General features: G+C 39.4%; 9 protein-coding genes. 1 reads left to right on the plus strand and 8 read right to left on the minus strand.

Annotated elements, in window-relative coordinates:
• Positions 1-57: 57 nt before the first annotated feature.
• Entirely contained in the window at positions 58-2,211 is a 2,154-nt protein-coding gene (locus QUE86_RS00270; protein WP_286258539.1) for a DNA internalization-related competence protein ComEC/Rec2, read from the minus strand.
• Positions 2,212-2,307: 96 nt separating this feature from the next.
• Between QUE86_RS00270 and QUE86_RS00275 the strand changes: the two genes are divergently transcribed.
• Positions 2,308-2,817, plus strand: coding sequence for a DUF2062 domain-containing protein (locus QUE86_RS00275; RefSeq protein ID WP_130051407.1), 510 nt, complete (start codon positions 2,308-2,310; stop codon positions 2,815-2,817).
• Positions 2,818-2,900: 83 nt separating this feature from the next.
• Here QUE86_RS00275 and QUE86_RS00280 read toward each other — a convergent pair whose 3' ends face one another.
• The 7 genes from QUE86_RS00280 to QUE86_RS00310 form a co-directional block, all read right to left on the minus strand.
• A complete protein-coding gene (locus QUE86_RS00280) occupies positions 2,901-4,634 on the minus strand; it encodes a DUF3466 family protein (RefSeq protein ID WP_130051406.1) in 1,734 nt (577 codons plus the stop codon).
• 11 nt (positions 4,635-4,645) lie between these two features.
• Positions 4,646-6,556, minus strand: coding sequence for an ATP-binding cassette ATPase Uup (gene uup / locus QUE86_RS00285; protein WP_130051405.1), 1,911 nt, complete (start codon positions 6,554-6,556; stop codon positions 4,646-4,648).
• A gap of 14 nt (positions 6,557-6,570) precedes the next feature.
• Complete coding sequence (locus tag QUE86_RS00290; RefSeq protein ID WP_130051404.1) at positions 6,571-6,804, minus strand: glutaredoxin family protein; 234 nt, start codon at positions 6,802-6,804, stop codon at positions 6,571-6,573.
• Positions 6,797-8,914, minus strand: a complete 2,118-nt coding sequence (rlmKL, locus tag QUE86_RS00295) for a bifunctional 23S rRNA (guanine(2069)-N(7))-methyltransferase RlmK/23S rRNA (guanine(2445)-N(2))-methyltransferase RlmL (RefSeq protein ID WP_130051403.1) — start codon at positions 8,912-8,914, stop codon at positions 6,797-6,799. Before rlmKL ends, QUE86_RS00290 begins: the two co-directional genes overlap by 8 nt.
• A gap of 78 nt (positions 8,915-8,992) precedes the next feature.
• Positions 8,993-9,523, minus strand: coding sequence for a cell division protein ZapC domain-containing protein (locus QUE86_RS00300; RefSeq protein WP_130051402.1), 531 nt, complete (start codon positions 9,521-9,523; stop codon positions 8,993-8,995).
• Between the two features lie 120 nt (positions 9,524-9,643).
• On the minus strand, positions 9,644-10,654 hold the full coding sequence (gene pyrD, locus QUE86_RS00305) for a quinone-dependent dihydroorotate dehydrogenase (RefSeq protein WP_167657595.1): 1,011 nt from the start codon (positions 10,652-10,654) through the stop codon (positions 9,644-9,646).
• Positions 10,655-10,766: 112 nt separating this feature from the next.
• On the minus strand, positions 10,767-15,605 hold the full coding sequence (locus tag QUE86_RS00310) for an NAD-glutamate dehydrogenase (RefSeq protein ID WP_130051400.1): 4,839 nt from the start codon (positions 15,603-15,605) through the stop codon (positions 10,767-10,769).
• Between the last annotated feature and the right edge of the window lie 203 nt (positions 15,606-15,808).

Raw genomic sequence — 15,808 nt, forward strand, 5'->3', positions numbered from 1 at the left:
CACTCTCTTATTCATAGACTTTGACTATTGTAGCCTTAAGGGGGTAAAAACAAAACGTCAATCTTGTTCGAACCAATAACTTTCCTGCTCGCGCGCAAACTCTATACGATAATTATCTTCATAGAATTTTATACGAATATGGCCAAGTTCTGCAGTTGAGAACTGTCGTATATGGTGCTCATTGTATCGTTTTACAACATCTGGGTGAGGAAATAACCATTGCCCTTGGTAAGCAGATGAATGGATAACCACTTCAGGCTCTACAGCATTTATAAATCTATTACTTGAAGAGGTATTACTACCATGGTGTGGGCTCAATAAAACAGTCGATTGCAGGTCGACACCATTTTCAATAAGCTTGGTTTCTGCAGCTGTCGAAATATCGCCCGTAAGTAACACTGAATAGTTTAAACGCGTTATTTTTAATAAACATGACAGATCGTTTCGATTATCTCTACTGTCGTCGGCATGAAAACTATTAATTTTGACCCCTTCGAGTATGAGACTGTTTGTTTTACACGCCTCTTCAAGCCCTTTAGGATGGAAGGTGCTTAAAGTCTCTGCATAGCCTGCTAATTGCCAACTAGCTAAGCCGCCAGAATGGTCGTTATCTAAATGACTGATCACGGTTGCAACAACAGAGAGTTGTTGTTTACGAATGCTTTGAAGTAATACTCGGCGAATATAATCGTAGCGGCCAAAATACTGAGGCCCTAAATCATAGATAATGGCTTTGTTATTGGCACTCACCATCACCATTAAACCATGCCCCACATCAAACACGTCTAACTGAAATTGAGCTTTAGGCTGTAACTTGAAATCAACGGCATAAATACAAATGGGTATTAAACAAACGTACTTGTTTGGACAAAATAACAAAATAAGCAATGTGCTGTAACTAATGACTAATAATGAAAAATCAAACTCGCTGAATGGAAACCAGCGCCAATCATGGGGAATAGAGAGCAACAATTGATAACTCAAATACAATACACTGTCTACTAAAGACAATAAACTTGTAATATCGAATAGACTCGAAAACAAGCTATAATAAATCAGCAGTGGTAATATCAGTAAACCGACTAAAGGCACGGCAATAAGATTTATCAATAAGCCGATAATGCTCGTGCCATTGAAAAAATAAAGAGATAAGGGAAGTAACCCGATAAACAAAGCACACTGAATCTGGAAGAGTTGAACAAACCTGTTTAAAAATCCAAGTCTTACATCTAGTGTATTTCTAGTTAATAAAAATATTATTGTTACCGCTATAAAACTAAAATAGAGTCCAGGGTTCAACATTGCAAATGGATCTATCAACAATACGATACATAAAGCATAAAGAATTGAGCGCCAACGCAGCGGATTTTTACCCAAATTATAAATAACCAAATAACACCCAAGCATTACAAGTGCACGACTGGCAGAGACAATGAAACCGCTGAGGTAGACATAAATAAATGAACAACTAAATCCAAATAAAGCAAAAATATTATTCAGTTGGAATGATTGCCGAATAGGCAAATGACTGACTCTGAGCAACCACTTCGAGCTAAAAAACCCTACGGCATAAATAAGTCCGATATGAAGTCCTGAAATAGCAAGCAAATGACTTAAACCTAATTCACGCAATTGATTATTATTTTCGTAGCTTATTTTGCTTTTATCGCCAGTTAAAAGCGCATAATAGAGCCACTGTAATCGGCTATTTGCTGTAATTTTATCTATGTATTTTAGGTATCTATCACGTAAACTCGTATTGGTATGATGATCTAGATAAGTTATTTCTCCTACGCTTCGACCTTTATAAAATATTCGCTCGAGTAGCGCTTGCCTTTCTCTATCAAAACTATAGAAATTCTTAACAGAACGATAACGCTTAAGTTTTAGGGATGCACTTATTTCATCACCTGAAACAACGGGTTTATCTGATGAAATACTTAGCATCGCAAAAGGAGTTGGTCGAATCGTAGCAGGACAAGATTCAATACTTTTTAAATTGGCTTTTAGATAGTAAGGGCTTTTATCACTGTATGTTTCAACCACCTCAAATCGAACTAATCGCCTTTGTTGATAATCGATTTGACAGTCAGAGGTTGAGTAAAAAATGAAGTAATGAAAAATCACTACTAAAATAGCGCAAATAAACCCTGACAATAGAGTTAAAAAAGGCTTAAAATAGGCACCTGCTAGCAATACAGCAAAACTCATTATATAAAACGCCGCAGTGCTAAATGTATATAGGGTGAAAAAACAGCCTATGACAAAGCCGCTGCATAACCAAATAGATGTAAATGGTTGCTTTAAATGGCTAAAAAAACGATCCAACGCTTTTTACCTGATCATAACAAGGTAAGAGAACACAAGTATTTAAGAATTTTTGGTCGTTTATTGCATGATGCCAATTTATGGCACTTAAATAGACGTTCAGCACGCGGTGCATTTGCGGTTGGTTTATTTTTTGCGTTCATCCCTGTTCCTTTTCAAATGGTTCTTGCAGCCGCCCTGGCTATTCCATTTCGAGTGAATTTACCGATTTCTGTTGCAACAGTGTGGATCACTAACCCACTGACCATGCCTCCTATTTTCTATTGTTCATATATTGTTGGCACTATTGCACTTGCTCAACCACAGCAGCACTTCCAATTTGAACCAAGCTGGCAATGGTTTATAGATAGTCTAACAACAATTGGCCCAGCCTTTTTAGTCGGTTCACTCATTTGTGCAACAGCTGCTGCAATCATAGGCTATTTTGCTACCGACATGCTTTGGAAACGCTCTGTTCGTAAAGCGTGGATACATCGCCATAAAAAATAACTGATTTCAGTATAGACAAAAAACCCAGCTTTAAGCTGGGTTTTTTATTTAGGTTTGAAAGTAATTTACTTTATACCAAGTTTTTATTTTCTAAATATACGACGTGCTGCTGCAAATGGTAATAGCAGTAATGCATACCAAGGGAAGCTTGCTGATTGACGCTCGTATTGCTCAACCTCTTCAGCTTGACACTCTTCAACATTGCCATCAATTGGAGTTAACTTAACAGCAACTGCAACACTTTCGTATTCGGTATTGCCGTTAATATCTACAACAACATTGCCAAATGAATCTGTCTTTTCAACTGTTTTAGTCGCAACACCGAAGATTTCGTTATTGTTGTTAATTGCCTTTGCTTCAGCAACCGTATATTTAAAACGAGTCTCACCATCTTCTTCGAAACACGGTAATAAATCGTTTAAGTTAACAATTTTATCTTCACCAATGGTGTACATGAAACCTTCACGACGACGAGTTGACGTATTGTAGATATCTGTCTCGCCTTCACCAACTACAATACCATTATCATTGATATCGTTTGCTAATGAGCTAGAGCTCGAGAAGTAATCCGTTGGGAAAACAACACTGTCGCTTTTCTTGTCATAGTAAAAGAATTTTGTTCGGTTTGTGCCGTCAATACGTTTACTTGCATAACCAACTACAACGTCATCGTTGTTAACAGCTAAAGGCTGACCTGAGATCCAATCATCTTCTTGATCAATAAACTCTTTTACTTCACCATTTTCGAATATAACAGGCATTGTAATTCGCGTATCTCTGCCTTTGTATCGAACATCAGAAGTACCGACGATTAAGCCACTTTCATTGATCGCAATTGCGTTGCTACGAAAAGCGAAATCTTCGTCATCTTTCGGTGTTAAGCCTAAACCAAGCATCTCAGTGTTAGTAATGTTTAAATTGCTATCTAACGTCCACTTCACAGCCTGTTTATTATAGATACCTGTTTTATATTGACGATTATATGATTCCACACAATCAGAAACAGGTTCATCTTCGTTATCGCATTTATCTTCAATATCTTTTAAAGGGTCAGCAGCAATGTTCGTTGATACTGTACCTACAACTTCGTAACCATTGGCAGTCTTGACAATATCATTCGCCGAACTAACACCACCAAAATCATCAAATTCAGGGGCAAGTTCAACTTTTACACCATCGGCTGAGATTACGATGGCACGACTGATAAAATCTCTTAAGAAATGCGTTTCTTCTTCGTCTTCATCTGTTTGAGTAAACGATGTTTTCTCATAGGGTGCACTACCCCAACCTACCATCACACCATCATCTGTTACAGCATTAAGTAAGTTAGAAGTCGAGCGCGTTAAACCATCAAAATCAACTGACTGCTCATCAAATAAAACTTGCTCTGTCGAACCTTCTGCGGTGTAACGTGTTGCGATTGCACTTGATAGCTTTTGGTATTCTGAGTCAGTTGCACGTCCAGTTAAAAAACTAACCATGAATGCATGAGCATCAGCGTTAGTATTCACTGCATCGTTGTTCTCAATGTCATCTAACGTAAATGTGATTTCTTTATCAATTAATTCAAATTGTTTTTTAGCGGTATCATAGGCGTCTTTGATCAACGAATCCGTAAAATCGATATAAGAGATATCTACTGGTAACTTGTAAAGACCATTTGCTAAACCAATAATGTGTCCATTTTCACTAACATCTGTAATGTAGTTAAACTTCGCGCCCTCGATTCCACCTAATTCTTCTAATTTATAGGTTGCGCTCATCGCTGAGGTACTTAGGGTGGCTAAAATACTGGCAGCGAGTAATTTGTATTTCATTTTAATCCTTACTACTGATTCTTTAAATCTTCGAGTTCTTCCCAGCGCTCAAAAGCGGCTTCAAGCTCAGACTCTAACTCGGCTAAATGGTTCAATGCTTCTGTTGTAATTGCAGCATCTTGCTTAAAAAAGTCAGGGTCATTAACCACAACTTGCTGAGCGTCTAACGCTTTTTCAAGTTGTTCCACTTTACTGGGTAATTCTTCTAATTCAAGTTTTAATTTGTAAGAGAGTTTATTACTTTTCTTTGGTGTATTATCTTGGCTAACAACGGCTGGCTTTTCTTGCTTAATTTGTTGCTGTTGTTGTTTTTCTTGCTCAGCTAAATGAGCGGCGTATGCTTCATAGTCGCTGTAACCGCCAACAATGTCTGTGATCTTGCCGTTCCCCTCAAAGGCCCATACAGAGTTACAGGTATTATCAATAAATTCACGGTCATGGCTAACTATCAATACGGTGCCTTGGTATTGGTTAATAATCTCCTCAAGGAGCTCTAACGTTTCGATATCAAGGTCATTGGTTGGCTCATCGAGTACAATAATGTTAGATGGCTTTAAAAATAGCTTTGCTAACAATAAGCGATTCTTTTCACCACCAGAAAGTGCTTTTACAGGCGTACGAGCACGTGCCGGAGGAAATAGGAAGTCTTGTAAGTAACCTAACACATGACGAGAACGACCGCCCATCATCACTTCTTGCTTGCCTTCAGCAACGTTGTCTTGCACTGTAGCTTCTTCATCGAGCTTTTGGCGGTATTGGTCAAAATAGGCAAATTCTAAATTAACACCTTGTTTAACACTGCCGCTATCTGGAACTAAGTCACCAAATAAAATTTTCAGCAGCGTTGTTTTACCTATACCGTTTGGTCCCACAAGACCAACTCGGTCGCCCCGCATAACAAGCGTCGAGAAATCTTTCGCAATCACTTTGTCTTTAAATGCATGACAAATGTTTTTAGCTTCAAACACCAACTTACCAGAACGATCAGCAGTTTCAATGTTGAAATCAGTTTTACCAACTTGATCTACACGTTGCTTACGCTCTTTACGTAATTCTTTTAGTGCGCGTACTCGCCCTTCATTACGTGTTCTACGTGCTTTAATGCCTTGACGGATCCACGTTTCTTCTTCAGCTAAACGTTTATCAAACAGTGCATTCTGTGTTTCTTCTACTTTTAAATCATGCGCTTTTTGCTCAAGATAAGTTGCGTAATCACCAGGATATGAAACAAGCTTACCACGGTCTAAATCGAGAATACGAGTAGCAACTGCACGTATAAACGCACGATCGTGAGATATAAAAACGATACCGCCTTTAAACTCTTTTAAAAACTGCTCAAGCCAAATAACACTACTCATATCTAAGTGGTTAGTTGGCTCATCAAGTAACAGTAAGTCGGGTTCACTAACCAAAGCCCTTGCTAGAGCAACTTTACGTAGCCAACCACCCGATAATGATTCAAGTTTGGCCTCTGGCTCCAGCTCTAAGCGAGATAAAACTAATTGAATACGGGTATCAAAACGCCAGCCATCAACTGTTTCCAATTCATTAGATAAACGCTCTAATTTGTTGAGCAATTTATCGTTATAGTCTGTTTGCATTTGATTACTAACGTGGTGATATTCTATCAGTAAGTTAGCAATATCTGGCATGCCTTGGGCAACATAATCAAATACTGAACCTGCTGCCCCTTTGGGGGGATCTTGTTCTAGACGAGAAATACGAATACCGCCTAATTGGTTGATTTCGCCATCATCCAATGTCACTTGGCCATCAAGTACTTTTAGTAGTGTTGATTTTCCTGCACCGTTACGGCCAACGATACATACACGCTCACCTGACTCAATAACGGCATCGGCATCATCTAGTAGCGGATGTGTACCATAAGCGAGTTGCGCTTTGGCTATTCTGATTAAATCCATCGTGATTACTACTCTTATTCTTTATTATCAGCAATAAATTGCGCTAACTGCTCAGCATCAAAAGGCCAGAATAATTTCTCACCTTGATGTGCTTCAACAACCGGAATACTGGTTTGGTATAGAGCAATCAGCTGTTCACTGTCCATAATGTCTTTTGCTACAAACGAAGCGTTTGCAGCAATTAATAATTCATCGGCCATTTCACACAGATGACAGCCATCAGTGTGGTACAGGGTAAAATTAGCCATGGGTAATAAGCCAACTATTATGGATTTGCTTATTACGCTTAAAGTCTGGTGATAGAGTCTTATCAGAAATGTTTTCTGCTTTTAAACCCAGACCCATTAGCCCTACTTCATCCATGCTAAAGCCACGCTTATTATTTGAGAAAATAAGCGTACCGTTCGGGCTTAAGATTTTCTTAACCCACGTAAGTAATTTAATGTGATCGCGTTGTACATCAAATGCATCTTTCATACGTTTTGAATTTGAGAAAGTCGGTGGGTCTAAGAAGATTAAATCATATTGACCTTGAGCATATTCAAGCCATTTCAAGCAGTCAGCTTGTTCAAAACGATAGCGAGTATTACTTAGGTCATTCAACGCAAAGTTCTCTTGCGCCCACTTTAAGTAAGTTTTTGACATATCAACGGTGGTGATAGCTTTAGCACCACCTACTGCCGCATGCACAGATGCACTGCCAGTATAAGCAAACAAGTTTAAGAAACGTTTGCCTTGCGAATTTTGTTGAATATATCGGCGTGCCAAACGATGATCTAAAAATAAACCAGTATCTAAATAATCAAAAAGGTTAACTTTAAATTTAGCACCAAACTCTTCGACGACTTGAGTGCGATTTTGTTTTGATACTTTAGTGTATTGCTCTTCACCTTTTTGTTTTTTACGCACTTTAACTGCGATATTTTCAGGTGCAATTGCTAACTGTTCAGCAGTCAGGCTTATGACATCCTGTAAGCGTTTTTGTGCCGTATTATCATCAATTTCTTTCGGTGCAGCATATTCAAAAATAACAGCTGAGTCATCATAAACATCAACAGCTACGTTATATTCTGGAATATCAGCATCATAAACGCGATAACAGCTCACTTCATTTTGTTTTAACCAGTTCTTTAAGTTTTGCTTGTTTTTCTTTAAGCGGTTTGCAAATGCCGTTGAGCCTTCAAAATTAAGTGCAGGTTTGTCTTCTTTGCTTAGCTCTACTTGTTTATCGTCTAGTTGGTATAGATTTAAAACAACATCTAACGGGCCATTTTTGAACTTATAGCGTTTTAATTTAACAAGTTTTAATAATTTAAATAGGCTTTCGTCTGTGCCTAATAAAGCAAGCTTCCAATGGTTAAAGTGCTTTTTAAAGCCCACACCTAAACTACGGTGTAAGTTAACCAGTTCAGCCATTGAACCTAAGCGCTCACCATAAGGTAAATTTGAAATCACCACTCCTGGTAATTTCGCTACAGAGGTTAACTTAGTCGCATCGCTTTGTTTAAATTTAATCACATTACCAAGGTCTGCTCGCTCGGCGTTTTCCTGAGCTTTTGCAATCACACCGCCATCAATATCATGACCAATAAGCCATAACTTTGGATCTGTAATTTGAGCAGTTAATTCAGCTTTTAACTCTTTATATTTTTGAATACGAAAACTTGGCAAGCGCTCGAACGCGAAACCTTCACGGAATAACCCCGGTGCTTCATTGCGTGCCATGCTGGCTGCTTCAATTAAAATGGTACCAGAACCACAACATGGGTCGAACAAAGGTTGCTGTACGTTTTCAAGCCAGCCACTACGTTTTACAAGAGCTGCAGCTAAATGCTCTTTAATCGGAGCCTTGCCTTGATCTTGACGATAACCACGTTCAGATAAACGAGGGCCAGAATAATCGATATAAAGCGCGACCCCTTGGCGGTTCAATCTTGCTACAACACGTACATTAGCGTTGTATTTATCAACATCTGGGCGCTGCTCGAATAAATCCGCAAAATAATCGACAATCGCATCTTTAACAACGAGACCTGAAAATTGCGTATTTTTTAAGTCGTTATTAGTACCGCTAAAATCAACAGCAAAGGTTTGTTTAGGACCAAACCATTCTTGCCAAGGCTGCAAACGTGCAAATTGATAAAGGCTGTCTTTGTCTTTCACGCCTTCTTTTTCTTCTATCAGCATCATGATACGAGTGGCAAAGCGACTCGATAAACAAATCTTTTGTGCTAATAAGCTATCAGCTTCAAAACGTACAGAGCCCACGGTTTGTTTTGAGACTTCTGCACCGAGTGCTGTAAGCTCATCAACAAGTAAATTTTCTATTCCGATAGAAGTAAGTGCGATAAATTGCAAAGTAAAAACCCTTAAATGCTAATTGCGCAGGATTATAGCATAGCTTGGCGAACAAAAACGCCAACATTTGCAGGGATATTAGGCAGATTTAAACTGTTTTTGTTGAATATAAACAGGATGGATACGGTTATTTAAAACCTTAATGGCTTCAAACTGCTCAAGTGATAGATTTTCGTCTAATTGAAAATGTTGACTTAAGTTAATACACACTGAGGCTTCACTTGAATGGTCGACAATTAAAAACTCACCCTCTTGTGCTTGTGAGCACAACTTCACTACAGCTTCAACACTTGGTTGGCTGCCGTGATACTCATGAAAAAACCAACTTTTTGCAAGTACTGGCTTTAAATGAAATTTTACCGCTGTGGCATTAAGAGCAATTTGGCAAAGCTCTGCAGGATTCCATAATGAGAAAGTTTCGAGGTATTGATAAACTTGCTGATAAAAAGCAGCATCTTCAAGGCTAAAATTTGGTTCTTTTAGCACAGCATCGGTAAGTTGGCGAAGTTTATAAGGCGTGCACAGTTGCATATCTTGGTCAAGATCAACCAAAAGGCGATTGTTTTTTGCACAAGCAAGCCATTTCCATTGCTTAGATGCTTGTAACATGTCTCCTCCCTAAAGAATAAATACTGTGCGCTTAATCATAAATTATAACTAAAGCAGACCATTAATAAAATGATTTCTTAGAACATTTTATTAATGATCAATTGCTTAGATAACTGATCCTTATAAGCCATTTAGGATCGTTTTTACCAATTCTGGTCCTTTATAAATAAAACCAGTGTAAACTTGAACTAGGTCTGCACCTGCTGCAAATTTTTCTTTTGCCGACTCGGCATCGTCGATACCACCCACACCGATAATCGGTAGTTTACCTTCGGTTAAGCGCTTAAGCTCGCTAACCACGTGGGTTGAGCGCTGACGAACTGGTTGCCCAGATAAACCACCCGCTTCATTTGCGTATTGTTGGCCTTGCACCAAAGCGCGCTCAAGAGTGGTGTTCGTGGCAATAACGCCATCGATCTTATTGTTGATCAATGATTCACTTACTTGAGCAATTTGTACTTCATCAAGATCTGGGGCGATCTTAACCAGCATAGGTACTTGTTTGTTATGCTTTGCAACTAAATCAAGTTGTTCGTTCTTTAAGCTTTGTAGTAAATCATCCAGCGCTTCACCGTATTGCAAGTCGCGTAGACCAGGGGTATTCGGTGAAGAGATATTTACCGTAATGTATGATGCATGTTCGAACACTTTACGCATACAGTGGATGTAATCATCTTTACCCTGCTCGTTTGGTGTATCTTTATTTTTACCAATATTGATACCTAAAATTCCGTCATATTTCGCCGCTTTAACATTGTTAACTAGGTTATCAACACCCTTGTTGTTAAAACCCATGCGATTAATAATCGCATTTGATTCAGGTAGACGAAAAATACGTGGTTTATCGTTACCAGCTTGAGGACGTGGGGTAACAGTGCCTACTTCAACAAAACCAAAGCCCATTTGCGAAAATGCATCAATACACTCTGCATTTTTATCTAAGCCTGCTGCTAAACCTACCGGATTTTTAAACTCTAACCCTAAAAAATTTACAGGTTTATTAGGGACAGATTGAGACCACGCAGCACTCAATGGCGTATGAGCAAATCGTCGTAAATTATTAAGTGCAAATTCATGAGCCCACTCCGCATCACGGGTAAACATAAAACGGCGAGCTAGATCATAAAACATGGTTTGTTCCTCAGGTAAAATAAACAAGGTAGCCGTTTAAAACGGACCATTGCAAATTAAGGGCAAAAAAATACCCCAGCGAGCTGGGGTATGTATTTTAACGACTTTTCACTTATTTGGAAGTGTCACAGTTGTGGCTTAGCAACATTAGTTCACGAAGTGCCACTGAGAACTTCGCAAAATCGTGGCTTTGCGATGTTTTGAACTCAGATAACATCTGCTTCCAACGTTGTAATAGTAGATCTTGATTATCCATCCACTCATCAATTTGTGCATCAATGTCTTTGCTATCTGCTGCAAAGCTATTAAGTACCACAGCTGATAATGTACGTTGTTGCCAATCCAGCTCTTCACGGTATGACGCACGAGCAAGTGCTTGCCAGTGGTTCGCAACCGGTTGGTTAGTGATTTGGTCAAGGAACCAATGAAGGCCCATACGTGCACCCAACTTGAAGTACGTATTAGAAACCATATCAATACTACGCTCTGAATTATTTGCAATTTCAGCTAAGTCCATTACAGAGAATAAGCTTGATAGTGAAACTATGCGTGTCGCTAGTGCTTTTGGCACATTGCTGTCAATTAACTTGTCAGCTGCTTTAACTAGACGCTCGCTCTCTTTTTCAACCATATAGCTGTTTAGGTTTTCACTTAAATCAGCAAATGTTGGTGCGAAGAATTCAATTGCTTGCTCAATCGTTTGTGCTTTATTGCGATGACGTAAGAACCAACGTGTTGCACGACGAACCGTACGACGTAACTGATATAGCATTTCTGTTTGCACAGCTGCTGGGATCTTATTATCAAGCGCAACAATTGATGACCACGTTTCTGGCATCTGGAACACTTCTTTTGCAATTGAGTAGCAAAGTGCGATTTCAGCTTCATTCGCACCTGTTTCTTCTTGCATACGAACCATAAAGTTAAGGCCCATATCGTTAACGATATTATTCGCAAGTTTAGTTGCGATAATTTCTTTACGAAGTGGGTGGTTATCCATTGCATCGTTGAACTTCTCACGAAGTGGCACTGGGAACGACTTAACTAATAATTGACGGTAGTATGGGTTTTCAGTGATTTCATCAACCACTAGAGACTCTTTAAGTACCATCTTCGCATAAGAAACTAATACAGATAGCTCTGGACGAGTTAAATCTTTACCCGCTGCTGCGCGCTCTGCAAGTTCTTCATCTGTTGGAATAAACTCGATTGCACGGTTTAACTTGCCATCTTTTTCAAGTGCGTGGATGAAACGTACTTTTTCTTTTAGCGTCGACGTACCTTTTGATTGAGTAATCGATAAGGTATGCGTTTGACGATAACAATCTTTTAATACTAACTCAGATACTTCATCAGTCATTGAATAAAGTAGCTCATCACGTTGTTTACGCGTTAAGTCACCTTCTGCAACTAGACCATTAAGTAAAATCTTAATATTAACTTCGTTATCTGAACATGCTACACCACCCACGTTATCAATGAAGTCAGTGTTAACACGACCGCCTTTAGCAGCAAATTCGATTCGACCTAATTGTGTTGCACCTAAGTTACCGCCCTCGCCTAAGATCTTCGCACCAAGCTCAGAACCATTAATACGAAGTGCATCATTCGCGCGGTCACCAACATCAGCATCAGTCTCTTTAGAGTGCTTGATGTAAGTACCGATACCACCATTCCAAAGTAAATCAAACTCCATCATTAGTGCTGCTTTGATTAACTCATTAGGTGTCATGCTCGCTTTCTTAGTGCCAAGCATTTTCTTCATTTCTGGGCTTAAGCTAATTGATTTAGCCGCACGAGAGAATACACCACCACCTTGTGAAATAAGGTCTTTGTTGTAATCTTCCCAAGAAGAACGCGGTAGATTAAATAAACGTTCACGCTCTGGGTAAGATGTCGCTGCATCTGGGTTTGGATCAACAAAGATGTGCATGTGGTTAAACGCTACTTGTAAGCGAATGTGCTTAGAAAGCAACATACCATTACCAAATACGTCACCCGCCATGTCGCCGATTGCCACAACAGTGAAATCAGTTGTTTGACAGTCAATATCCATTTCACGGAAATGACGTTTAACAGATTCCCACGCACCTTTTGCCGTGATACCCATTTTCTTGTGGTCGTAACCTACTGAGCCACCTGATGCAAATGCATCACCTAGCCAGAAGTTATATTCATTTGCGATGCCGTTAGCGATATCAGAGAAAGTCGCAGTACCCTTATCGGCAGCAACAACTAAATACGGGTCATCTTCATCATGACGAACAACATCAACTGGTGGCACAATTTCACCACGTTCAATGTTATCTGTGATATCTAATAAACCACGGATGAAAATCTTGTAACACTCTTGGCCTTCTTTGAAGAATGCTTCACGCTCTGTTGGTAGCTGTTTACATACGAAACCGCCTTTAGAACCAACTGGTACGATAACCGTGTTTTTAACTTGTTGCGCTTTAACAAGACCCAGTACTTCAGTACGGAAATCTTCACGACGGTCTGACCAACGTAAACCACCACGAGCAACTTTACCACCACGTAAATGCACACCTTCAACGCGCGGCGAGTATACGAAGATCTCGAACGCAGGAAGTGGTAATGGCATTTCTGGGATCATAGAAGGTTGCACCTTGAATGATACGTAAGACTTAAATTGGCCATCCGCTTCTTTTTGGAAGAAGTTCGTTCTTAGGGTTGCATTGATCATATCAACGTATAAACGGATGATACGGTCATCATCTAGGTTTGCTACGTTTTCTAGTTCAAGATTTACTTGTGCAACTAGCTTCTCAAGAGCCTTCTCACTACCTGGGTTCTTAACAGAGAACTTTTTAGTGAATAAGTTAACGATTTGCGAAGCGATATGTGGGTAATTGGCAAACGTGCTTTCGATGTATGTTTGCGAGAAAGTTACACCAATCTGACGCATGTATTTAGCGTATGCACGAAGAATAGACGCTTCACGACCTGTTAAGCCACCCATTAATACTAAACGGTTGAAACCATCGTTTTCTAATCGGTTATTCCAAACATTAGTCAGTGCGGCACGGAAACGTGCTGATACTTTATCAAAATCAGCAATGCCCTTATTGTCAATTAGCATGGTGAAATCCATGATCCAATTAACTTTACCGTCAGTCGTTTTAACTGAGTAAGGTGTTTCACCCACTACGCGTAAACCAAAATTTTCTAACATTGGCATTACGTCAGATAAGTGGATTGGCTCATCTTTATGGAATAAGCTTAAACGAACAACGTTGGTATTTGCTTCTTCTTGTGGACGGTAAAACAACATTTCTAGTTTGTTTTCGTCAGTAAGAAGTTCTAGTTTTTCAATATCAACAACCGCAGCACTTGGTAAAACCTGATCTTTATACGCACTTGCAAACGCTTGTGCATATTTACGGTTTAGTTCTTTGCCGCGTGCTTCACCTGCACTTTCAAGTAGTGCAGATTGGAGTCTATCTTCCCAAGTACGGGCAGCTTCAATTAGGTTGTTTTCGATGTCTTTCACGTTATATTCAATATTATTGTCAGTCACACGCACCGTGTAATGTGTACGGGCTAATGTTGACTCAGAGAAGAAAGTAGTAAATTCGACTTTTTCGTCAGAATTAAATGCATTGGCTAAGATACGTTGCGTTTCACGACGAAGAGCCGTGTTATAGCGCTCACGCGGTACATATACCATGCAAGAGAAGAAACGGCCATATGCGTCTTTACGCACAAAAATACGGCACATATCACGCTCTTGTACTTGTAATACGCCCATGGCAACTTCAAGTAGATCAGCTTCACGTGCTTGAACAAGTTCATCACGTGGATACGTTTCTAAAATATTTAATACCGCTTTGTATGCATGAGTGCCTTTTGCAAAGTCACACATTTCCATAATGCGGTTAATCTTACTTTTCAGTACAGGTACATCAGCGGCGCTGTTGTTATAAAAGCTTGATGAGAATAAACCAAGGAAACGGTCTTCACCAATTACATTGCCCGCATCATCAAAACGCTTAATACCCACATAGTCGATATACGCAGGGCGATGCACACGAGATACTGAATTTGTTTTCGTTAAAATTAATAAATTGCTGCTACGTGCTTCTTGGCGAGCTACTTCAGGTAATTCTGAAAGTAAACGGCTATGCTCTTCGTCTGTGTTTTTCATTAGACCAAGGCTAGTGCCCTTTTTACCTTTTAACTGGTAATCACCTTGCACTGGCGAAAGTTCATACTCACGGTAACCCATTAACGTAAAGTTATCCTTTGCTAACCAGTCTAAAAATTCTACCGTTTCTGCAACTTCGCTTTCGTTATTATTATGATGGCGTTTTGGTAAGTCTTTCGTTACCGCAATAAGTTTTTCACGAATTGGCTGCCAATCTTCTACAGCAATAGATACGTCAACTAACACACTCTCAAGTTCTTTTTTGAAAGACTCAATGACTTTTGCATCTGTTTGACGATCAATCTCGATAAAGAACACAGTTTTTGTCGACGTTGATTCTTGCTCAGCTTTTAAGCTTGAAATACCGGTGATTTTAGCGTTTTTATCACGTTGGATTTTCAGCGGAGAGTGAAGTAATAAGTGAGAAGCGATGTTTGCGCGGGTCATGGCCATGCGCACAGAATCAACTAGGAAAGGCATGTCTTTCGCGATGATTTCAACAATAGTGTGCGATGACTGCCAGCCATCTTTTGCTACTTCAGGATTGAAAACACGGACAACCGCGTCATCAGAATTATTTTTTTCTAGCGAGTTCCATAGGCTTAGTGCAGCGCCATATAAGTCACTATCGTTGCGATGAGCCAAATCCTCTTTAGACATATTGCTGTACAAGGCTTTGGCGAATTTCTCAACGAGTAACACATTATCAGCGTGAACTTTTTTCTGGATCAGCTTACAGACATTATCTAAGATAACCGAGGCTTGCCCTTCATTTCGTGTCATTGTATGTTCCTTAATCTATACTACTTATCGATTAGTAGAATATTTGTACAGCCATTTATTAGCGTGGAGTCAGGTAAATTCTAACTCTTTTACAGCTAATAAACAGCCTTTTCGATGAAATCATTTTAAGCTTTTCAGCTATTTGGTCATCTATTCACAAAATATAGATATAAATGGCCATTACTGGCCATATTGGAGCACAA

It is taken from the genome of Pseudoalteromonas apostichopi, assembly GCF_030297135.1.
Taxonomy (GTDB): Bacteria; Pseudomonadota; Gammaproteobacteria; order Enterobacterales; family Alteromonadaceae; genus Pseudoalteromonas; species Pseudoalteromonas apostichopi.

Excerpts from the sequence above, each read along its gene's own strand:
- QUE86_RS00270 (WP_286258539.1), bottom strand. The coding sequence starts at position 2,211 with ATGAGTTTTGCTGTATTGCTAGCAGGTGCCTATTTTAAGCCTTTTTTA.
- QUE86_RS00275 (WP_130051407.1), top strand. The coding sequence starts at position 2,308 with ATGGCTAAAAAAACGATCCAACGCTTTTTACCTGATCATAACAAGGTA.
- QUE86_RS00280 (WP_130051406.1), bottom strand. The coding sequence starts at position 4,634 with ATGAAATACAAATTACTCGCTGCCAGTATTTTAGCCACCCTAAGTACC.
- uup (WP_130051405.1), bottom strand. The coding sequence starts at position 6,556 with ATGGATTTAATCAGAATAGCCAAAGCGCAACTCGCTTATGGTACACAT.
- QUE86_RS00290 (WP_130051404.1), bottom strand. The coding sequence starts at position 6,804 with ATGGCTAATTTTACCCTGTACCACACTGATGGCTGTCATCTGTGTGAA.
- QUE86_RS00300 (WP_130051402.1), bottom strand. The coding sequence starts at position 9,523 with ATGTTACAAGCATCTAAGCAATGGAAATGGCTTGCTTGTGCAAAAAAC.
- pyrD (WP_167657595.1), bottom strand. The coding sequence starts at position 10,654 with ATGTTTTATGATCTAGCTCGCCGTTTTATGTTTACCCGTGATGCGGAG.
- QUE86_RS00310 (WP_130051400.1), bottom strand. The coding sequence starts at position 15,605 with ATGACACGAAATGAAGGGCAAGCCTCGGTTATCTTAGATAATGTCTGT.